General features: G+C 43.7%; 12 protein-coding genes. 8 read left to right on the forward strand and 4 right to left on the reverse strand.

Annotation, left to right across the window (positions count from 1 at the left end; all coding sequences use genetic code 11):
* Positions 1–7 precede the first annotated feature (7 nt).
* The 3 genes from F0161_RS11630 to F0161_RS11635 form a co-directional block, all read right to left on the reverse strand.
* Positions 8–11,170: a mucin-binding protein gene (locus F0161_RS11630; RefSeq protein ID WP_225423136.1), complete on the reverse strand. Its 11,163-nt coding sequence runs from the start codon at positions 11,168–11,170 to the stop codon at positions 8–10.
* On the reverse strand, positions 11,155–16,623 hold the full coding sequence (locus F0161_RS10935) for a mucin-binding protein (RefSeq protein WP_225423138.1): 5,469 nt from the start codon (positions 16,621–16,623) through the stop codon (positions 11,155–11,157). The genes F0161_RS11630 and F0161_RS10935 overlap by 16 nt, the downstream gene beginning before the upstream one ends.
* Before the next feature lie 232 nt (positions 16,624–16,855).
* Positions 16,856–16,987, reverse strand: a complete 132-nt coding sequence (locus tag F0161_RS11635; RefSeq protein ID WP_220096583.1) for a DUF5839 family protein — start codon at positions 16,985–16,987, stop codon at positions 16,856–16,858.
* Positions 16,988–17,635: 648 nt separating this feature from the next.
* Here F0161_RS11635 and amaP point away from each other — a divergent pair.
* The 7 genes from amaP to F0161_RS10975 all read left to right on the forward strand — a co-directional run bounded on the left by amaP (position 17,636) and on the right by F0161_RS10975 (position 21,047).
* Positions 17,636–18,196, forward strand: coding sequence for an alkaline shock response membrane anchor protein AmaP (gene amaP / locus F0161_RS10945; RefSeq protein WP_041095702.1), 561 nt, complete (start codon positions 17,636–17,638; stop codon positions 18,194–18,196).
* An 11-nt stretch (positions 18,197–18,207) separates the two neighbouring features.
* Positions 18,208–18,393 carry a DUF2273 domain-containing protein gene (locus F0161_RS10950; protein ID WP_041095700.1) on the forward strand — a complete coding sequence of 62 codons (186 nt, stop codon included), beginning with the start codon at positions 18,208–18,210 and terminating at the stop codon, positions 18,391–18,393.
* Positions 18,394–18,420: 27 nt separating this feature from the next.
* Positions 18,421–18,963, forward strand: a complete 543-nt coding sequence (locus F0161_RS10955; RefSeq protein ID WP_150203729.1) for an Asp23/Gls24 family envelope stress response protein — start codon at positions 18,421–18,423, stop codon at positions 18,961–18,963.
* A gap of 14 nt (positions 18,964–18,977) precedes the next feature.
* A complete protein-coding gene (locus F0161_RS10960) occupies positions 18,978–19,229 on the forward strand; it encodes a GlsB/YeaQ/YmgE family stress response membrane protein (protein WP_003680323.1) in 252 nt (83 codons plus the stop codon).
* Positions 19,230–19,240: 11 nt separating this feature from the next.
* Positions 19,241–19,381, forward strand: coding sequence for a hypothetical protein (locus F0161_RS10965; RefSeq protein WP_003681696.1), 141 nt, complete (start codon positions 19,241–19,243; stop codon positions 19,379–19,381).
* Positions 19,382–19,618: 237 nt separating this feature from the next.
* On the forward strand, positions 19,619–20,869 hold the full coding sequence (locus F0161_RS10970) for an ISL3 family transposase (RefSeq protein WP_150204591.1): 1,251 nt from the start codon (positions 19,619–19,621) through the stop codon (positions 20,867–20,869).
* 100 nt (positions 20,870–20,969) lie between these two features.
* A complete protein-coding gene (locus F0161_RS10975; RefSeq protein ID WP_076661461.1) occupies positions 20,970–21,047 on the forward strand; it encodes a putative holin-like toxin in 78 nt (25 codons plus the stop codon).
* Between the two features lie 265 nt (positions 21,048–21,312).
* Here the strand turns inward: F0161_RS10975 and F0161_RS10980 are convergent, their stop codons facing one another.
* Positions 21,313–21,984: a helix-turn-helix domain-containing protein gene (locus tag F0161_RS10980; RefSeq protein WP_225423140.1), complete on the reverse strand. Its 672-nt coding sequence runs from the start codon at positions 21,982–21,984 to the stop codon at positions 21,313–21,315.
* A gap of 290 nt (positions 21,985–22,274) precedes the next feature.
* Here F0161_RS10980 and F0161_RS10985 point away from each other — a divergent pair, with 290 nt between their 5' ends.
* A complete protein-coding gene (locus F0161_RS10985; protein ID WP_150204592.1) occupies positions 22,275–23,246 on the forward strand; it encodes a S41 family peptidase in 972 nt (323 codons plus the stop codon).
* Positions 23,247–23,403: the final 157 nt, after the last annotated feature.

A 23,403-nucleotide genomic window follows, 5' to 3' on the forward strand; every position in this document is an offset into this window, starting at 1 on the left:
TATCATCCTATTCTTTGCGCTGCCGCTTAGTCATTCCGAAGAGTCCTAACACACTACTCATTGCTAATAGTAATAAGCCACTCAGCGTCATGTGTTGTTGATCAGTTTCACCAGTTTGAGGCAACCGTTGGTCCACAAAATTAGTAGCCGCCGCTTGACCAGCCTGAACCGGTTTTGCTGGCGTCGTTGGTTGACTTGGATTAACTGGTTTTGTTGGCGCATCCTTGGTATAAATCACCGTGAAGTCAAGATCACTAGCGTCACCACTCACAGTTTGTGCCCCAATTTCAGCTTGATCTGGCGTATAACCCTTAATAACTGGGCTAGTCACTGCCGCAAAGCTTTGACCAGCTGACCAAGACCCATAGGTCTTTTCACCTGTAACCGTATCAGTTGAGACTTGACGCGTAAAGGTCACTTGAGCGGTGTTATCAGCAGGAGTTTGATTACCAGCGCCTTGATAATGAATAGTTTCTGTAACGGTTTTGGCCTCTGTAGACTGAATGTTTTGATGCTTCAAGTGAACCGTGAAGTTCTGATCAGTTGTGTCATCATTGTCGAATGTCAAATCTGCTGGATAGCCATCAGTAACCAACTCATACCCTTGTTTCTTATAATCCGCAATGTTGCCACTGGTACTATAACTGGATTTCGAGCCCGTTGTTCCTGAAATTGAATCCGTCTTTAAAGTTTTTCCGGTCGTATCATCAACGTAGCTGACACTACCTTTTTGCTTATCTGCTGTATAGGTGATCGTTGTATCTTTCGTTGGATCACTTGGCTGATAACTGCTACCGGGTGTCAAAACATGACCTTCTGGATCATGTGCTGTATAACCTGGTACCGTCGGTACACCGGCTGGTGTAACCTTCGTCGCATCACTTGGGTCATTTGGATAGACTACTGTTGGTGCTCCAGGGAAGTTCCCATCACTTGAGCTTGGTACCAATGATCCGACTTTCGTGTATGTCACGGTCTCATTAACATCTGCTGAATCGGCATTCAGGTCAGTTACGGCAGCTGTCTGCGCTTTATCAGCTACAGATCCCGGCACCACTGGGCTAACAACGGCATCAAAGGTCGTATCACCATTTGTCGCTGTCCAGGCTGTTGTTCCAGCACCACTTGTAATAACTTCACCAGTAACGTTATCGACAACGACCGTTCGTGTGAAGTTGACAGAATCAGTGTGTTGCTTGGCCACTACGTGTCCATTCTGATCAACATAGCTAATCGTCTCGTTGACCGTCTTATCATAGTTGGTGCTAGTTGGCCACTTTGGTCCATCTGGTTCGTCTGGATTGATTGGCGTTCCAGGTGTCTGTGGATCCGTTGGATTCACTGGCGTCAACCGATGCTTCAAGTGAACCGTAAAATTCTGATCAGTTGTGTCATCATTGTCGAACGTCAAATCTGCTGGATAGCCATCGGTGACCAACTCATACCCTTGTTTCTTATAATCGGCAATGCTACCGCTGGTACTATAGCTGGATTTTGAACCCGTTGTTCCTGAGATTGAGTCCGTCTTTAAAGTTTTTCCAGTCGTATCATCAACGTAGCTGACACTACCTTGTTGCTTATCTGCTGTATAGGTGATCGTTGTATCTTTCGTTGGATCACTTGGCTGATAACTGCTACCTGGTGTCAAAACATGACCTTCTGGATCATGTGCTGTATAACCTGGTACCGTTGGTACATCGGCTGGTGTAACCTTTGTCGCATCACTTGGGTCATTTGGATAGACTACTGGTCGTGCTCCAGGGAAGTTCCCATCACTTGAGCTTGGTACCAATGATCCGACTTTCGTGTATGTCACGGTCTCATTAACATCTGCTGAATCGGCATTCAGGTCAGTTACGGCAGCTGTCTGCGCTTTATCAGCTACAGATCCCGACGCCACTGGGCTAACAACGGCATCAAAGGTCGTATCACCATTTGTCGCTGTCCAGGCTGTTGTCCCAGCACCACTTGTAATAACTTCACCAGTAACGTTATCGACAACGACTGTTCGTGTGAAGTTGACAGAATCAGTGTGTTGCTTGGCCACTACGTGTCCATTCTGATCAACATAGCTAATCGTCTCGTTGACCGTCTTATCATAGTTGGTGCTAGTTGGCCACTTTGGTCCATCTGGTTCGTCTGGATTGATTGGCGTTCCAGGTGTCTGTGGATCCGTTGGATTCACTGGCGTCAACCGATGCTTCAAGTGAACCGTAAAATTCTGATCAGTTGTGTCATCATTGTCGAACGTCAAATCTGCTGGATAGCCATCGGTGACCAACTCATACCCTTGTTTCTTATAATCGGCAATGCTACCGCTGGTACTATAGCTGGATTTTGAACCCGTTGTTCCTGAGATTGAGTCCGTCTTTAAAGTTTTTCCAGTCGTATCATCAACGTAGCTGACACTACCTTGTTGCTTATCTGCTGTATAGGTGATCGTTGTATCTTTCGTTGGATCACTTGGCTGATAACTGCTACCTGGTGTCAAAACATGACCTTCTGGATCATGTGCTGTATAACCTGGTACCGTCGGTACACCGGCTGGTGTAACCTTCGTCGCATCACTTGGGTCATTTGGATAGACTACTGTTGGTGCTCCAGGGAAGTTCCCATCACTTGAGCTTGGTACCAATGATCCGACTTTCGTGTATGTCACGGTCTCATTAACATCTGCTGAATCGGCATTCAGGTCAGTTACGGCAGCTGTCTGCGCTTTATCAGCTACAGATCCCGGCACCACTGGGCTAACAACAGCATCAAAGGTCGTATCACCATTTGTCGCTGTCCAGGCTGTTGTTCCAGCACCACTTGTAATAACTTCACCAGTAACGTTATCGACAACGACTGTTCGTGTGAAGTTGACAGAATCAGTGTGCTGCTTGGCCACTCCGTGTCCATTCTGATCAACATAGCTGACGGTCTCATTGACCGTCTTATCATAGTTGGTGCTAGCTGGCCACTTTGGTCCATCTGGTTCATCTGGATTGATTGGCGCTCCCGGTGTCTGTGGATCCGTTGGATTCACTGGCGTCAGCTGATGCTTCAAGTGAACCGTGAAATTCTGATCAGTTGTGTCATCATTGTCGAATGTCAAATCTGCTGGATAGCCATCAGTAACCAACTCATACCCTTGTTTCTTATAATCCGCAATGCTGCCACTGGTACTATAACTGGATTTCGAGCCCGTTGTTCCTGAGATTGAGTCCGTCTTTAAAGTTTTTCCGGTCGTATCATCAACGTAGCTGACACTACCTTTTTGCTTATCTGCTGTATAGGTGATCGTTGTATCTTTCGTTGGATCACTTGGCTGATAACTGCTACCGGGTGTCAAAACATGACCTTCTGGATCATGTGCTGTATAACCTGGTACCGTCGGTACACCGGCTGGTGTAACCTTCGTCGCATCACTTGGGTCATTTGGATAGACTACTGTTGGTGCTCCAGGGAAGTTCCCATCACTTGAGCTTGGTACCAATGATCCGACTTTCGTGTATGTCACGGTCTCATTAACATCTGCTGAATCGGCATTCAGGTCAGTTACGGCAGCTGTCTGCGCTTTATCAGCTACAGATCCCGGCACCACTGGGCTAACAACGGCATCAAAGGTCGTATCACCATTTGTCGCTGTCCAGGCTGTTGTCCCATCACCACTTGTAATAACTTCACCAGTAACGTTATCGACAACGACCGTTCGTGTGAAGTTGACGGAATCAGTGTGTTGCTTGGCCACTACGTGTCCATTCTGATCAACATAGCTGACGGTCTCATTGACCGTCTTATCATAGTTGGTGCTAGTTGGCCACTTTGGTCCATCTGGTTCATCTGGATTGATTGGCGCTCCCGGTGTCTGTGGATCCGTTGGATTCACTGGCGTCAGCTGATGCTTCAAGTGAACCGTGAAATTCTGATCAGTTGTGTCATCATTGTCGAACGTCAAATCTGCTGGATAGCCATCGGTGACCAACTCATACCCTTGTTTCTTATAATCCGCAATGCTACCGCTGGTACTATAGCTGGATTTTGAACCCGTTGTTCCTGAGATTGAGTCCGTCTTTAAAGTTTCTCCAGTCGTATCATCAACGTAGCTGACACTACCTTGTTGCTTATCTGCTGTATAGGTGATCGTTGTATCTTTCGTTGGATCACTTGGCTGATAACTGCTACCTGGTGTCAAAACATGACCTTCTGGATCATGTGCTGTATAACCTGCTACCGTTGGTACACCGGCTGGTGTAACCTTTGTCGCATCACTTGGGTCATTTGGATAGACTACTGGTCGTGCTCCAGGGAAGTTCCCATCACTTGAGCTTGGTACCAATGATCCGACTTTCGTGTATGTCACGGTCTCATTAACATTTGCTGAATCGGCATTCAGGTCAGTTACGGCAGCTGTCTGTGCTTTATCAGCTACAGATCCTGGCACCACTGGGCTAACAACGGCATCAAAGGTCGTATCACCATTTGTCGCTGTCCAGGCTGTTGTCCCATCACCACTTGTAATAACTTCACCAGTAACGTTATCGACAACGACCGTTCGTGTGAAGTTGACGGAATCAGTGTGCTGCTTGGCCACTACGTGTCCATTCTGATCAACATAGCTGACGGTCTCATTGACCGTCTTATCATAGTTGGTGCTAGCTGGCCACTTTGGTCCATCTGGTTCATCTGGATTGATTGGCGCTCCCGGTGTCTGTGGATCCGTTGGATTCACTGGCGTCAGCTGATGCTTCAAGTGAACCGTAAAATTCTGATCAGTTGTGTCATCATTGTCGAACGTCAAATCTGCTGGATAGCCATCGGTGACCAACTCATACCCTTGTTTCTTATAATCGGCAATGCTACCGCTGGTACTATAGCTGGATTTTGAACCCGTTGTTCCTGAGATTGAGTCCGTCTTTAAAGTTTTTCCAGTCGTATCATCAACGTAGCTGACACTACCTTGTTGCTTATCTGCTGTATAGGTGATCGTTGTATCTTTCGTTGGATCACTTGGCTGATAACTGCTACCTGGTGTCAAAACATGACCTTCTGGATCATGTGCTGTATAACCTGGTACCGTCGGTACACCGGCTGGTGTAACCTTCGTCGCATCACTTGGGTCATTTGGATAGACTACTGGTCGTGCTCCAGGGAAGTTCCCATCACTTGAGCTTGGTACCAATGATCCGACTTTCGTGTATGTCACGGTCTCATTAACATCTGCTGAATCGGCATTCAGGTCAGTTACGGCAGCTGTCTGCGCTTTATCAGCTACAGATCCCGGCACCACTGGGCTAACAACGGCATCAAAGGTCGTATCACCATTTGTCGCTGTCCAGGCTGTTGTTCCAGCACCACTTGTAATAACTTCACCAGTAACGTTATCGACAACGACTGTTCGTGTGAAGTTGACAGAATCAGTGTGCTGCTTGGCCACTTCGTGTCCATTCTGATCAACATAGCTGACGGTCTCATTGACCGTCTTATCATAGTTGGTGCTAGTTGGCCACTTTGGTCCATCTGGTTCATCTGGATTGATTGGCGCTCCCGGTGTCTGTGGATCCGTTGGATTCACTGGCGTCAGCTGATGCTTCAAGTGAACCGTGAAGTTCTGATCAGTTGTGTCATCATTGTCGAATGTCAAATCTGCTGGATAGCCATCAGTAACCAACTCATACCCTTGTTTCTTATAATCCGCAATGTTGCCACTAGTACTATAACTGGATTTCGAGCCCGTTGTTCCTGAAATTGAATCCGTCTTTAAAGTTTTTCCGGTCGTATCATCAACGTAGCTGACACTACCTTTTTGCTTATCTGCTGTATAGGTGATCGTTGTATCTTTCGTTGGATCACTTGGCTGATAACTGCTACCGGGTGTCAAAACATAACCTTCTGGATCATGTGCTGTATAACCTGGTACCGTCGGTACACCGGCTGGTGTAACCTTCGTCGCATCACTTGGGTCATTTGGATAGACTACTGTTGGTGCTCCAGGGAAGTTCCCATCACTTGAGCTTGGTACCAATGATCCGACTTTCGTGTATGTCACGGTCTCATTAACATCTGCTGAATCGGCATTCAGGTCAGTTACGGCAGCTGTCTGCGCTTTATCAGCTACAGATCCCGGCACCACTGGGCTAACAACGGCATCAAAGGTCGTATCACCATTTGTCGCTGTCCAGGCTGTTGTTCCAGCACCACTTGTAATAACTTCACCAGTAACGTTATCGACAACGACTGTTCGTGTGAAGTTGACAGAATCAGTGTGCTGCTTGGCCACTTCGTGTCCATTCTGATCAACATAGCTGACGGTCTCATTGACCGTCTTATCATAGTTGGTGCTAGTTGGCCACTTTGGCCCATCTGGTTCATCTGGATTGATTGGCGCTCCCGGTGTCTGTGGATCCGTTGGATTCACTGGCGTCAGCTGATGCTTCAAGTGAACCGTGAAGTTCTGATCAGTTGTGTCATCATTGTCGAATGTCAAATCTGCTGGATAGCCATCAGTAACCAACTCATACCCTTGTTTCTTATAATCCGCAATGTTGCCACTAGTACTATAACTGGATTTCGAGCCCGTTGTTCCTGAAATTGAATCCGTCTTTAAAGTTTTTCCGGTCGTATCATCAACGTAGCTGACACTACCTTTTTGCTTATCTGCTGTATAGGTGATCGTTGTATCTTTCGTTGGATCACTTGGCTGATAACTGCTACCGGGTGTCAAAACATAACCTTCTGGATCATGTGCTGTATAACCTGGTACCGTCGGTACACCGGCTGGTGTAACCTTCGTCGCATCACTTGGGTCATTTGGATAGACTACTGTTGGTGCTCCAGGGAAGTTCCCATCACTTGAGCTTGGTACCAATGATCCGACTTTCGTGTATGTCACGGTCTCATTAACATCTGCTGAATCGGCATTCAGGTCAGTTACGGCAGCTGTCTGCGCTTTATCAGCTACAGATCCCGGCACCACTGGGCTAACAACGGCATCAAAGGTCGTATCACCATTTGTCGCTGTCCAGGCTGTTGTTCCAGCACCACTTGTAATAACTTCACCAGTAACGTTATCGACAACGACTGTTCGTGTGAAGTTGACAGAATCAGTGTGTTGCTTGGCCACTACGTGTCCATTCTGATCAACATAGCTAATCGTCTCGTTGACCGTCTTATCATAGTTGGTGCTAGTTGGCCACTTTGGTCCATCTGGTTCGTCTGGATTGATTGGCGTTCCCGGTGTCTGTGGATCCGTTGGATTCACTGGCGTCAACCGATGCTTCAAGTGAACCGTGAAATTCTGATCAGTTGTGTCATCATTGTCGAACGTCAAATCTGCTGGATAGCCATCGGTGACCAACTCATACCCTTGTTTCTTATAATCCGCAATGTTGCCACTGGTACTATAGCTGGATTTTGAACCCGTTGTTCCTGAGATTGAGTCCGTCTTTAAAGTTTTTCCAGTCGTATCATCAACGTAGCTGACACTACCTTGTTGCTTATCTGCTGTATAGGTGATCGTTGTATCTTTCGTTGGATCACTTGGCTGATAACTGCTACCTGGTGTCAAAACATGACCTTCTGGATCATGTGCTGTATAACCTGGTACCGTCGGTACACCGGCTGGTGTAACCTTCGTCGCATCACTTGGGTCATTTGGATAGACTACTGTTGGTGCTCCAGGGAAGTTCCCATCACTTGAGCTTGGTACCAATGATCCGACTTTCGTGTATGTCACGGTCTCATTAACATCTGCTGAATCGGCATTCAGGTCAGTTACGGCAGCTGTCTGCGCTTTATCAGCTACAGATCCCGGCACCACTGGGCTAACAACGGCATCAAAGGTCGTATCACCATTTGTCGCTGTCCAGGCTGTTGTTCCAGCACCACTTGTAATAACTTCACCAGTAACGTTATCGACAACGACTGTTCGTGTGAAGTTGACAGAATCAGTGTGCTGCTTGGCCACTTCGTGTCCATTCTGATCAACATAGCTGACGGTCTCATTGACCGTCTTATCATAGTTGGTGCTAGTTGGCCACTTTGGTCCATCTGGTTCATCTGGATTGATTGGCGCTCCCGGTGTCTGTGGATCCGTTGGATTCACTGGCGTCAGCTGATGCTTCAAGTGAACCGTGAAGTTCTGATCAGTTGTGTCATCATTGTCGAATGTCAAATCTGCTGGATAGCCATCAGTAACCAACTCATACCCTTGTTTCTTATAATCCGCAATGTTGCCACTGGTACTATAACTGGATTTCGAGCCCGTTGTTCCTGAAATTGAATCCGTCTTTAAAGTTTTTCCGGTCGTATCATCAACGTAGCTGACACTACCTTTTTGCTTATCTGCTGTATAGGTGATCGTTGTATCTTTCGTTGGATCACTTGGCTGATAACTGCTACCGGGTGTCAAAACATGACCTTCTGGATCATGTGCTGTATAACCTGGTACCGTCGGTACACCGGCTGGTGTAACCTTCGTCGCATCACTTGGGTCATTTGGATAGACTACTGTTGGTGCTCCAGGGAAGTTCCCATCACTTGAGCTTGGTACCAATGATCCGACTTTCGTGTATGTCACGGTCTCATTAACATCTGCTGAATCGGCATTCAGGTCAGTTACGGCAGCTGTCTGCGCTTTATCAGCTACAGATCCCGGCACCACTGGGCTAACAACGGCATCAAAGGTCGTATCACCATTTGTCGCTGTCCAGGCTGTTGTTCCAGCACCACTTGTAATAACTTCACCAGTAACGTTATCGACAACGACCGTTCGTGTGAAGTTGACGGAATCAGTGTGCGGCTTGGCCACTACGTGTCCATTCTGATCAACATAGCTGACGGTCTCATTGACCGTCTTATCATAGTTGGTGCTAGTTGGCCACTTTGGTCCATCTGGTTCATCTGGATTGATTGGCGCTCCCGGTGTCTGTGGATCCGTTGGATTCACTGGCGTCAGCTGATGCTTCAAGTGAACCGTGAAGTTCTGATCAGTTGTGTCATCATTGTCGAATGTCAAATCTGCTGGATAGCCATCAGTAACCAACTCATACCCTTGTTTCTTATAATCGGCAATGTTGCCACTAGTACTATAACTGGATTTCGAGCCCGTTGTTCCTGAAATTGAATCCGTCTTTAAAGTTTTTCCGGTCGTATCATCAACGTAGCTGACACTACCTTTTTGCTTATCTGCTGTATAGGTGATCGTTGTATCTTTCGTTGGATCACTTGGCTGATAACTGCTACCGGGTGTCAAAACATGACCTTCTGGATCATGTGCTGTATAACCTGGTACCGTCGGTACACCGGCTGGTGTAACCTTCGTCGCATCACTTGGGTCATTTGGATAGACTACTGTTGGTGCTCCAGGGAAGTTCCCATCACTTGAGCTTGGTACCAATGATCCGACTTTCGTGTATGTCACGGTCTCATTAACATCTGCTGAATCGGCATTCAGGTCAGTTACGGCAGCTGTCTGCGCTTTATCAGCTACAGATCCCGGCACCACTGGGCTAACAACGGCATCAAAGGTCGTATCACCATTTGTCGCTGTCCAGGCTGTTGTCCCAGCACCACTTGTAATAACTTCACCAGTAACGTTATCGACAACGACTGTTCGTGTGAAGTTGACAGAATCAGTGTGTTGCTTGGCCACTACGTGTCCATTCTGATCAACATAGCTAATCGTCTCGTTGACCGTCTTATCATAGTTGGTGCTAGTTGGCCACTTTGGTCCATCTGGTTCGTCTGGATTGATTGGCGTTCCCGGTGTCTGTGGATCCGTTGGATTCACTGGCGTCAACCGATGCTTCAAGTGAACCGTAAAATTCTGATCAGTTGTGTCATCATTGTCGAACGTCAAATCTGCTGGATAGCCATCGGTGACCAACTCATACCCTTGTTTCTTATAATCGGCAATGCTACCGCTGGTACTATAGCTGGATTTTGAACCCGTTGTTCCTGAGATTGAGTCCGTCTTTAAAGTTTTTCCAGTCGTATCATCAACGTAGCTGACACTACCTTTTTGCTTATCTGCTGTATAGGTGATCGTTGTATCTTTCGTTGGATCACTTGGCTGATAACTGCTACCTGGTGTCAAAACATGACCTTCTGGATCATGTGCTGTATAACCTGGTACCGTCGGTACACCGGCTGGTGTAACCTTCGTCGCATCACTTGGGTCATTTGGATAGACTACTGTTGGTGCTCCAGGGAAGTTCCCATCACTTGAGCTTGGTACCAATGATCCGACTTTCGTGTATGTCACGGTCTCATTAACATCTGCTGAATCGGCATTCAGGTCAGTTACGGCAGCTGTCTGCGCTTTATCAGCTACAGATCCCGGCACCACTGGGCTAACAACGGCATCAAAGGTCGTATCACCATTTGTCGCTGTCCAGGCTGTTGTTCCAGCACCACTTGTAATAACTTCACCAGTAACGTTATCGACAACGACTGTTCGTGTGAAGTTGACAGAATCAGTGTGCTGCTTGGCCACTTCGTGTCCATTCTGATCAACATAGCTGACGGTCTCATTGACCGTCTTATCATAGTTGGTGCTAGTTGGCCACTTTGGTCCATCTGGTTCGTCTGGATTGATTGGCGTTCCCGGTGTCTGTGGATCCGTTGGATTCACTGGCGTCAACCGATGCTTCAAGTGAACCGTAAAATTCTGATCAGTTGTGTCATCATTGTCGAACGTCAAATCTGCTGGATAGCCATCGGTGACCAACTCATACCCTTGTTTCTTATAATCGGCAATGCTACCGCTGGTACTATAGCTGGATTTTGAACCCGTTGTTCCTGAGATTGAGTCCGTCTTTAAAGTTTTTCCAGTCGTATCATCAACGTAGCTGACACTACCTTTTTGCTTATCTGCTGTATAGGTGATCGTTGTATCTTTCGTTGGATCACTTGGCTGATAACTGCTACCTGGTGTCAAAACATGACCTTCTGGATCATGTGCTGTATAACCTGGTACCGTCGGTACACCGGCTGGTGTAACCTTCGTCGCATCACTTGGGTCATTTGGATAGACTACTGTTGGTGCTCCAGGGAAGTTCCCATCACTTGAGCTTGGTACCAATGATCCGACTTTCGTGTATGTCACGGTCTCATTAACATCTGCTGAATCGGCATTCAGGTCAGTTACGGCAGCTGTCTGCGCTTTATCAGCTACAGATCCCGGCACCACTGGGCTAACAACGGCATCAAAGGTCGTATCACCATTTGTCGCTGTCCAGGCTGTTGTCCAGCACCACTTGTAATAACTTCACCAGTAACGTTATCGACAACGACCGTTCGTGTGAAGTTGACGGAATCAGTGTGTTGCTTGGCCACTACGTGTCCATTCTGATCAACATAGCTGACGGTCTCATTGACCGTCTTATCATAGTTGGTGCTAGCTGGCCACTTTGGTCCATCTGGTTCATCTGGATTGATTGGCGCTCCCGGTGTCTGTGGATCCGTTGGATTCACTGGCGTCAGCTGATGCTTCAAGTGAACCGTGAAATTCTGATCAGTTGTGTCATCATTGTCGAACGTCAAATCTGCTGGATAGCCATCGGTGACCAACTCATACCCTTGTTTCTTATAATCCGCAATGCTACCGCTGGTACTATAGCTGGATTTTGAACCCGTTGTTCCTGAGATTGAGTCCGTCTTTAAAGTTTTTCCGGTCGTATCATCAACGTAGCTGACACTACCTTGTTGCTTATCTGCTGTATAGGTGATCGTTGTATCTTTCGTTGGATCACTTGGCTGATAACTGCTACCGGGTGTCAAAACATGACCTTCTGGATCATGTGCTGTATAACCTGGTACCGTCGGTACACCGGCTGGTGTAACCTTCGTCGCATCACTTGGGTCATTTGGATAGACTACTGTTGGTGCTCCAGGGAAGTTCCCATCACTTGAGCTTGGTACCAATGATCCGACTTTCGTGTATGTCACGGTCTCATTAACATCTGCTGAATCGGCATTCAGGTCAGTTACGGCAGCTGTCTGCGCTTTATCAGCTACAGATCCCGGCACCACTGGGCTAACAACGGCATCAAAGGTCGTATCACCATTTGTCGCTGTCCAGGCTGTTGTTCCAGCACCACTTGTAATAACTTCACCAGTAACGTTATCGACAACGACCGTTCGTGTGAAGTTGACGGAATCAGTGTGTTGCTTGGCCACTACGTGTCCATTCTGATCAACATAGCTGACGGTCTCATTGACCGTCTTATCATAGTTGGTGCTAGCTGGCCACTTTGGTCCATCTGGTTCATCTGGATTGATTGGCGCTCCCGGTGTCTGTGGATCCGTTGGATTCACTGGTGTCAGCTGATGCTTCAAGTGAACCGTGAAATTCTGATCAGTTGTGTCATCATTGTCGAATGTCAAATCTGCTGGATAGCCATCAGTAACCAACTCATACCCTTGTTTCTTATAATCCGCAATGTTGCCACTAGTACTATAACTGGATTTCGAGCCCGTTGTTCCTGAAATTGAATCCGTCTTCAAAGTTTTTCCGGTCGTATCATCAACGTAGCTGACACTACCTTCTTGCTTATCTGCTGTATAGGTGATCGTTGTATCTTTCGTTGGATCACTTGGCTGATAACTGCTACCTGGTGTCAAAACATGACCTTCTGGATCATGTGCTGTATAACCTGGTACCGTCGGTACACCGGCTGGTGTAACCTTCGTCGCATCACTTGGGTCATTTGGATAGACTACTGTTGGTGCTCCAGGGAAGTTCCCATCACTTGAGCTTGGTACCAATGATCCGACTTTCGTGTATGTCACGGTCTCATTAACATCTGCTGAATCGGCATTCAGGTCAGTTACGGCAGCTGTCTGCGCTTTATCAGCTACAGATCCCGGCACCACTGGGCTAACAACGGCATCAAAGGTCGTATCACCATTTGTCGCTGTCCAGGCTGTTGTTCCAGCACCACTTGTAATAACTTCACCAGTAACGTTATCGACAACGACCGTTCGTGTGAAGTTGACGGAATCAGTGTGCTGCTTGGCCACTACGTGTCCATTCTGATCAACATAGCTGACGGTCTCATTGACCGTCTTATCATAGTTGGTGCTAGCTGGCCACTTTGGTCCATCTGGTTCATCTGGATTGATTGGCGCTCCCGGTGTCTGTGGATCCGTTGGATTCACTGGCGTCAGCTGATGCTTCAAGTGAACCGTGAAGTTCTGATCAGTTGTGTCATCATTGTCGAATGTCAAATCTGCTGGATAGCCATCAGTAACCAACTCATACCCTTGTTTCTTATAATCCGCAATGTTGCCACTGGTACTATAACTGGATTTCGAGCCCGTTGTTCCTGAAATTGAATCCGTCTTTAAAGTTTTTCCGGTCGTATCATCAACGTAGCTGACACTACCTTTTTGCTTATCTGCTGTATAGGTGATCGTTGTATCTTTCGTTGGATCACTTGGCTGATAACTGCTACCGGGTGTCAAAACATGACCTTCTGGATCATGTGCTGTATAACCTGGTACCGTCGGTACACCGGCTGGTGTAACCTTCGTCGCATCACTTGGGTCATTTGGATAGACTACTGTTGGTGCTCCAGGGAAGTTCCCATCACTTGAGCTTGGTACCAATGATCCGACTTTCGTGTATGTCACGGTCTCATTAACATCTGCTGAATCGGCATTCAGGTCAGTTACGGCAGCTGTCTGCGCTTTATCAGCTACAGATCCCGGCACCACTGGGCTAACAACGGCATCAAAGGTCGTATCACCATTTGTCGCTGTCCAGGCTGTTGTTCCAGCACCACTTGTAATAACTTCACCAGTAACGTTATCGACAACGACCGTTCGTGTGAAGTTGACAGAATCAGTGTGTTGCTTGGCCACTACGTGTCCATTCTGATCAACATAGCTAATCGTCTCGTTGACCGTCTTATCATAGTTGGTGCTAGTTGGCCACTTTGGTCCATCTGGTTCGTCTGGATTGATTGGCGTTCCAGGTGTCTGTGGATCCGTTGGATTCACTGGCGTCAACCGATGCTTCAAGTGAACCGTAAAATTCTGATCAGTTGTGTCATCATTGTCGAACGTCAAATCTGCTGGATAGCCATCGGTGACCAACTCATACCCTTGTTTCTTATAATCGGCAATGCTACCGCTGGTACTATAGCTGGATTTTGAACCCGTTGTTCCTGAGATTGAGTCCGTCTTTAAAGTTTTTCCAGTCGTATCATCAACGTAGCTGACACTACCTTGTTGCTTATCTGCTGTATAGGTGATCGTTGTATCTTTCGTTGGATCACTTGGCTGATAACTGCTACCTGGTGTCAAAACATGACCTTCTGGATCATGTGCTGTATAACCTGGTACCGTTGGTACATCGGCTGGTGTAACCTTTGTCGCATCACTTGGGTCATTTGGATAGACTACTGGTCGTGCTCCAGGGAAGTTCCCATCACTTGAGCTTGGTACCAATGATCCGACTTTCGTGTATGTCACGGTCTCATTAACATCTGCTGAATCGGCATTCAGGTCAGTTACGGCAGCTGTCTGCGCTTTATCAGCTACAGATCCCGACACCACTGGGCTAACAACGGCATCAAAGGTCGTATCACCATTTGTCGCTGTCCAGGCTGTTGTCCCAGCACCACTTGTAATAACTTCACCAGTAACGTTATCGACAACGACTGTTCGTGTGAAGTTGACAGAATCAGTGTGTTGCTTGGCCACTACGTGTCCATTCTGATCAACATAGCTAATCGTCTCGTTGACCGTCTTATCATAGTTGGTGCTAGTTGGCCACTTTGGTCCATCTGGTTCGTCTGGATTGATTGGCGTTCCAGGTGTCTGTGGATCCGTTGGATTCACTGGCGTCAACCGATGCTTCAAGTGAACCGTAAAATTCTGATCAGTTGTGTCATCATTGTCGAACGTCAAATCTGCTGGATAGCCATCGGTGACCAACTCATACCCTTGTTTCTTATAATCGGCAATGCTACCGCTGGTACTATAGCTGGATTTTGAACCCGTTGTTCCTGAGATTGAGTCCGTCTTTAAAGTTTTTCCAGTCGTATCATCAACGTAGCTGACACTACCTTTTTGCTTATCTGCTGTATAGGTGATCGTTGTATCTGTACCATTATCAGAAGGTATTGGCGGAATATAGCCCTTAGTACGGTCATCGGGATCAACTGGCACCAAAGGAGTCCCCATATGGTCTTCAGGTGTATAGCCAGGAAGAAAATCAATAACCGGGTAACCAGGCACAGATGAATCAGCAATCTTAGTAGGGTCACTAGGATCATTGGGATAAATAATTGATTTTGTCGAGCCATCAGGATTAGAGACGACCCAGTTGCCGAGCTTGCTGTAAACATACTCAACATCAGAGGTTTGTGGAATATATGGATTTTTAATTGCGTTTGTCGTATAACCTATTTGATACATTATCGCAGGATCTGAGGGCTTTATATTTGTCCATGTTTTGAGAACTTTTCCATCTTGAGCAATTGAAGCAGACATTGTTCCATCTGAACCAGTCTGAGTGTAAGTAATAACTGTTCCATTATGAAAGTTTTTAACATAACTAGCACCAATCTCTCCGTATGGTGACATAACGCCATTTGAATTAGAAGGTGCAGTAGCATAGTAACCATTTATAACATTTACGTCGCTGGTCGTATAATTTTGGCCAACTAACCCTTTTTGTGTATAAGCAACAACCAGATTACCATTACTGTCGGTGATTTGCTTGCCATCTTTATCAACGTAATAGGTTGTTTGTGTAATCAATTTGGGTACAAAATAAGATAGGTTATTGTAGTAGCCACTATCATATTTATTAGCAATATATTTAACAGCAAAAGGATTTCTTGAACTTTCAACCATCGCAGAATAAGCATCATTATAGTAGGTAGTGCTATCAAATACAGCAGATGGTACCTTAGTATTTTGATTTAAAGTGTATTGTTTTAAAACTGCATTTGATGGCGATAATTCCGTTACATAAACAATTCCATCGCCCGTTCGATTAGTTGAAAAAACAATCTGGTTTCCACCATATTTTGCTTGCAACCATTCATAACTGTAATGAGATTTATCTGGATCAATCCACATTCCAGATGGATAATCTGGATCACTAACTGAGAAACCCGTATTGGTAACTGAACCTGCCAATACCCTTCTATCATAGTTTTGAGCAAACTTAGTTGTAACTATTGCATCATTTTTAGAAACATTAGTGGCTATCTGCGCTACAATCTGGTTTCCACCCGCACTGGTCGTTTCAGCCTTCACTGCACTGCTACTACTTGCACTGGTCGTTTCAGCCTTTGCTGCACTGCTACTACTTGCACTGGTCGTTTCAGCCTTTGCTGCACTGCTACTACTTGCACTGGTCGTTTCAGCCTTCACTGCACTGCTACTACTTGCACTGGTCGTTTCAGCCTTTGCTGCACTGCTACTACTTGCACTGGTCGTTTCAGCCTTTGCTGCACTGCTTGAGGTGCTGGTGGCTGTCACATCAGCTGACACTGGCTGGCCGGTAACTAGCATCCCTAATCCCAGCGAAAATAATGAAATCCCCATGACAGCCCAATTCTTACCGCGTTTATACAGTTTATAATGCGTTTTAGTCTCTCCAAAGTAATTATTCCTTAACATAAAAAACCTACCTTTCACACTATTTCAAATAAAATGTTGTCATTAAAATCCCGGTTTATTAAGGCTATCGGTTTTTTAAATTATAATAGAAACTACTAATATCCCCTTATATCCCTTAAATGGGGCCTATCTTTCGCACGAAAATATTTGAAATCATGCTAAAGTCCTATTATTAATTAAGTGGTCTTAATAAATCACGTTTATATTATAATAGCATACTTAAACTTTAAATTTAAATCACTGGCATCCCTCTCGTCTGTTCAGTGATCCGCCACTTATACAACTTTTTCGTATTCAACACATGTTTCGCCCAATCATCGGGATCATGCACAATATGATAGGCCATTAACACATTATCAGCCATGTTGATTCCTCCTATTTTGGTCATCAGTCATTCCTTAATGTGTTTAGTACACGTGCTGAGCCCTCAGACTAGCAATTATTTGAACCAAGCCACCAATCGATCAAATTAAGTTTGGTGATGACCAGTCTGGATCATCTTAACTACTTTAGTAACCGTTGGCTTAGGCGCTGGCATCGTTGGTTTTGCTGGGTTACCAGCATACTCCGCGGTTTTATCAGCTTTTGGCGTTACGGTTAGCTTACCGTCCTTATTGCAGCGTTGATGCTTGTCAAAAACTTGGCAACCTTCTTTCGTGGTGATTATTGAAACAACCCTGCTCGTCGTCTTGGGTCCGGCAGACCTGGAACTGAATCTGGCTATTCGGGGCTGGTGACCTCTGTGTGGTGACAGCAGCATGTATATCAAACCTTTACCATCTTCAAGCACGAAATTAGCTTGCATACTGTTTGATAAATATCGCCTAATTTGGACAATCCTACTGAACTATTTCAGGTGGCATCAGTTCATACAGCCAAGTAAAGCCAATAAGGTATACCCTAGTGGCCAGGTTGGTTTAGTCAAATAAAAATTTTAATTGGTTTCTTATAAGTGCATATAATTTCATCATCACTACCTGTCTGCTATAATGATGGTAAAGGTGGTGATGATTTGCGATTTATATTTAAGGCTTTAATAGTAGTTGTTATTATCCTTGCATTTCCTTTGTCCATAGTTCTTGTCTTTAAAAATTGGTCAACGGCCATTGGCACTAGCACACCCATGCAATTAAAGTTTGATTGGTTGGATCAGTACGAACCGATATACCTTTTTTGGAGTGGGATAATTCTGGCGGCGGTGTTAATTGTTTTATTGATTATCACACTTTTTTGGCCACGGTCACAGTCATTATATCTTCACCAAAAGTCTGATGGTCAAGTTACCATCAGTAAGAAAGCTATTGAGCATTTTGCTCTTTCAGCACTTCAACATGAACCCTTTATTGGTAACCCCAAGGTATCAGCTAAGTTATCACGAAAAAGGATCACACTTAAAATATCGGGTGATCTACTAAATTCAGTCAATGCCAAGAAACAGACTGCAAATTTTCTCAATCAATTAAAAAAAGATTTGCGTATTTGTCTTGGAATTTCTGAACAGAAAAAAATAAAAATCCGACTCGTTGATTTCAATGAGTCGGACGCTAATGTGCATCAATCTCGAGTTGTCTAGGAGGTGATAACGTGACCGAACTCATTAAAGCCTATTTTTGGCCACTAATTGGTGGAATTATAGGATTGCTCTTAGCGGTCCTTATCATCACTTTTGGATTTTTAAAGACGCTTTTTGTTTTGATTTTTATGGTAATCGGGATTACCGCGGGTTATTATATTCAAAAAACTGGTATCTTAACAAATGTTTTTAAATAACTGTTTGAATTATAAGGAGGAAAAATTATGCAGAACGGAACGCCAAGTGAAAAAACAACAACTAACGAAAAGTCTGGTATTAAAGGCAATTTAACATTTGATGATAAGGTTATTCAAAAAATAATTGGTATTGCACTTTCTGAAGTAGATGGCTTATTAACCGTAGATGGCGGTTTTTTCGCAAATGTTGCTGAAAAACTAGTTAATACTTCCGATGTCACATCAGGAATTGATGTAGAGGTTGGAAAAAAGCAGGTTGCAGTGGATCTCGACATTGTTGCTGAATACGGCATTGATATTTCTAAACTGTATGACAAGATCAAAAATGTTATCGTTCGGGAAGTAAAGAATATGACCGACTTAGAAGTAATTGAGGTAAATGTGAATGTTGTTGATGTCAAGACAAAGGAGCAACATGAAAAAGATTCGACTTCTCTGCAAGATCGCGTGAGCGATGCTACAGACAAAACGAAGGAAGCCGTCAGTAATGGCGCAAAGAAATCGAAGGAAACATTAAGTGACAGCGTTGATAAAGTAACGTCTGACAATAAATCTAGTCGTGTTAACTAAGGGGGTGAGTAAATATGGGACTTATTTGGTCATTAATCGTCGGGGCAATCATTGGTGCCATTGCTGGCGCAATCACTAACCGTGGTGCTGCTATGGGCTGGATTGCAAACATCGTAGCTGGTTTGATTGGTGCATGGATTGGCCAAGGGCTCCTTGGCACTTGGGGCCCTTCATTAGCTGGCATGGCATTGATACCATCGATCATCGGGGCAATTATTTTAGTTCTGATTGTTTCATTAGTTGTTGGTCGAACCAGTAAAAAGTAAGGGGGAATTTTATGGACGTCTTGAAAAGTGTATTTAAGTTTATGATCGCTTCTACGCTCATTGTAGGTGGTGTTCTCATCGGTGGCACCGTCTTGGCTGCTAAGAAGGTAGATGGCATTGGTGATACGTTGCAACAAAAATTACATGGATAATTAGCCAAATTATCTATATTAGTCATCTTAGAACGTAAATAATTTGACAATTAAAGGTCAGTTAATCAATATTTCAATTGTTATGATAACCTTTTATAAATATAGATGGGAATTTTTTGGGGTCTACACTATCTGATATTGGTGAAAACTAATATCAGATTTTTTTGCGTACAAAAGGACATGACATCCTATGGTAAGATTTAAGCGCCTAAACAAAAATCGAAAGAAGGTATTGTCATGCCCCAATCTAACTCTATACTAAGTCTCTGTGAATTAACAGATGAAAATATTAATGCAATTAATGTTGAAGATAAAAAAATAGTAAAAAATGGTATCGTCAAGCGCATCAAAATTATCAATGCTGTACTCACGTACAGCCGTACGACGTGTCCTAAATGCCGAACTGAAACTCTAATTAAAAATGGATATACTATGCACCATATTCGTTTGGCGACTATTTCCGGTCCTGAAACATACATGTATTTAAAGAAACAACGGTATCAATGTAAAACGTGCCATTTAACATGTGGTGTGCACACTCCAATTGTTAAACCAAATCATAGTTTAGCTACTAATATCAAAGCAAAAGTTGTAGAACAAGCCCGCCTTTCGCATTCTGTTATTTCTATCGCAAAAGTTTTAAATATTTCGCCCAGTTCGGCAGAACGGTTATTGTACAGCAACAATCCAGAGCCATACAGGGTTAAAAATTTAGGCACTCATATGAATTGGGATGAATTTAGATCTGTTAATAAAGGTTTTTCATTTATATGCATTGATGCCGAAGGGCATTCAATTATTAAAGTTCTAGATACAAGATTATCCAAAGATATTTGTGACTATTTTGAAAATAGATACGAATTATCAGAACGTCAAGCAGTAAAAACGATTGTTATGGACTTAAATGCGTCTTATCAATCTTTTGTACATCGACTTTTTCCAAATGCACAAATTGTTGTAGATAGATTTCACATTGTACAACTGGTAAATCGCGCTTTTGACAACGTTAGAACTTCTGTTTTAAAAGGCATTCAAGATAAGAAATCTAGACCATATAAAGCACTTAAAACTAACTGGCGTTTGTTTCATCTTGCTCAAGATAAAATTGATGATACCAACACAAAATATATTTGTGGAATCAATGAATACATGACTCAACAAAATTTAATTGATTTGGGCCTGAATGAAAGTTCAACTTTAAAAAAAGTATATGAAACTGCTCATGCTATTCAACAGGCAATCCATAATCGTGATGGAGAGTCATTAACAAGTATATTAAAAAATTACATTCCCATGGGGAATGCTATGGATACAGCTATATTAACATTAAAAAAGAATCGTTCAAGTGTTGTTGCTAGCTGTTCTTCAGCTTTCTCAAACGGAGCCATAGAAGGAATTAACAGAAAAATAAAAACGTTGAAAAGAGCTTGCTATGGATTTACTAACATGAGTCATTTTAGGACTCGTATCCTTTTGATTGTAAAATAAAAGAACATCCCGAAGGATGTTCCAATATCTGGGTCACCAATACCAGTTGACGAAGACCCATTTTTTGATAATTAATAAAAGCAGGCACTTTTTTACGTAGGTGCTGGCTTTCGGTACATTTATCGTGGCCTTAATCGCATTAATTGTTGAGCTGATCAAAAGTCAGCAAAAAAAATAACCGCCTTAGCTTGGCACAGCTAGCGGTTATTTTAAGTCGTTAATTAATGCCACCGTCTTAAACGGCTCTACATGGGAAGCCCTGTTCACGCGGGGCTTCCCTTTTATGCCTTTATTATAGCATGACTACAGCTGGATTTCGACTATTTTTAATCAGCTTCTTTAGCAGTTTTAATGTGATTAATAAACATTAATTTTCTTAATTGAACGGCCACCACGGAAATCGTTTAGTAATCCGTCGTTCTGCATGAGTATCGTAAGCCACATTAATGATTCCCAGTTTGTTCACGCATCATTAGGGGTATCTGCGCACGAGAGACCAGACGAATATTTGAAATATAGGATCCTTTATGAGCAACAAGTGCCCAATGCTGTTTAGAACTATATTGTCCGGTATAAAACTTTAGCCAACTACCACTACCAAAAGGATCATCAGCTACAAACGCATCAACTCGCTGCCGGGTTTTAACAGCAGCAACATGTTTATTTTTACCATCACTATCAATGATAGTTGTCTTTTCTCTCTTCTCTGGGACCTGATTAGGGAGTACCGCATAACCATATTGAACTCTTAAAAAAGGATTGAAACGATCAATCCATTCATTTTGCGTGGCACGCCCATATCCTAATATACTTAACCATAAAAACAGTAGCACAATAATTCCCAACACAATTAGTAAGTAGTGTTTGTATTTATTTTTATCCCGCACATCTTGACTAATTTTATTGACCATCAAATTTCCATAACCTTTAAGTAAAATATCTAGAGGAACAGCTAAAAATTCACTTAAATTTACTAATGTGTCTAAATTTGGATAACTTAAATTATTTTCCCAGCGTGATAGCGTTTGACGTGTCACATGTAATTTATCAGCCAATTGTTGCTGAGTTAAGTGCAGTTCTTTTCTTTTTTTCCGTAATACATTAGCAAATTGCAATTTAATAGCCCTCCTTAACTTTTAAGATAGCAGAAATCTCGCGAATGTAACGCAATTACCATGTTACATTGCCCGTTTTCCCGTATTGAACGAAAGAACACTGATTCCATCTGGCAATGGCACTGCCAGAAAACCACGTCTGATATTTTTTGTGGTGAGCTTCATTGGAGTAGCGATTACGTATGATAGCGACCTTTCTTGAAGCTAACTCATTTACAAATATCCCATGATGGTTAGGCATATCTCCTAATGTGTTAAAATTAAGTTGTAAGTATCTTAAGGATTAAGGAGTGAATTATTTGAAAAAGCATAAAAAATTAATTATCTCGCTAATAGTAACTATGCTAGTGATTATTTCTGGAGGAATATACATAGGATATCAGTATGGACCTAGCTTTAACTTCTACTTGGTCCCACCAACCCCTAAAAGAGACGCCATGCTGGCTTTTAATAAAATATCGTCCACAGGGATCTATACAGAAAATCAAACGCAGAAAAATAGGATGACAGAGATTCGCAATGACATTTCAAATAAGCATACCTACAAAGAAATTTATCCACTGTTAAAACAAGCCTTGGCAATTAAGGGTGGTAAGCACGCTTCTTTGATAACTCCATCAGAAGTAAAAAAAGAAGTTTCACAATACAAAGCACCAACTAGCAGCGTTAAAAATAATATCTTACACGTCCACTTACCAGAATTCAATGGATCATCATCACAAGGGAAAAGATACGCAAACACAATTTATTATAAGCTGACTAGTAAAACATATAAGGGTATTATCATTGATCTTAGGAATAACCTAGGTGGTGATATTGGCCCAATGTTAGCTGGAATTTCGCCAGTTGTCCCTAATGGAAAATTATTTGAAGTAGTTAATGCGGCAAACAAGCCTACGAGTGTGACCTTCCAAGGGAGTGTTACTAACAACATGGGAACTAAGATAGACCTCGGCAAGGTAAAAAAAATCACAGGAATTCCTGTTGCGGTGATACTCAATCGATTGACTGCTAGTTCAGGCGAGTTAACGGCTTTAGCACTTGAAACCAATCCCAACGTTAAAACTTTTGGTGGTAACTCTGCTGGGTATACTAGTATCAACGATACGTACACTATGTATAATGGTGCCCAAGTAAACATAACTGCTGAAAAAATCAAGAAAAACAATGGGCAAGTACTCTTCAATAATAAAATTAAACCTGAAGTGCAAACTAACAGGCCAATTGTTCAAGCAAACAATTGGCTATTAACTAAAAAATAGTTTTTGGTTAGAGATCGGTTGATCTCTAGCTTCCACTGTATAATAGATTAAACAAGAAGTTTTAAGGGCGGTGGCTGTCTTTTCCCTTGCGAGGTGAGGCCCATGGGAACATGGAATAATCTTCAGGAAGGTTTGGATGTAAGCTGATTCCTGAGAC

It is taken from the genome of Paucilactobacillus nenjiangensis, from assembly GCF_008632615.1.
Taxonomy (GTDB): Bacteria; Bacillota; Bacilli; order Lactobacillales; family Lactobacillaceae; genus Paucilactobacillus; species Paucilactobacillus nenjiangensis.

Coding starts and splice junctions, on each gene's coding strand:
- F0161_RS10935 (WP_225423138.1), bottom strand. CDS start 16,623: ATGTTAAGGAATAATTACTTTGGAGAGACTAAAACGCATTATAAACTG.
- F0161_RS11635 (WP_220096583.1), bottom strand. CDS start 16,987: ATGGCTGATAATGTGTTAATGGCCTATCATATTGTGCATGATCCCGAT.
- F0161_RS10955 (WP_150203729.1), top strand. CDS start 18,421: ATGCAGAACGGAACGCCAAGTGAAAAAACAACAACTAACGAAAAGTCT.
- F0161_RS10960 (WP_003680323.1), top strand. CDS start 18,978: ATGGGACTTATTTGGTCATTAATCGTCGGGGCAATCATTGGTGCCATT.
- F0161_RS10965 (WP_003681696.1), top strand. CDS start 19,241: ATGGACGTCTTGAAAAGTGTATTTAAGTTTATGATCGCTTCTACGCTC.
- F0161_RS10970 (WP_150204591.1), top strand. CDS start 19,619: ATGCCCCAATCTAACTCTATACTAAGTCTCTGTGAATTAACAGATGAA.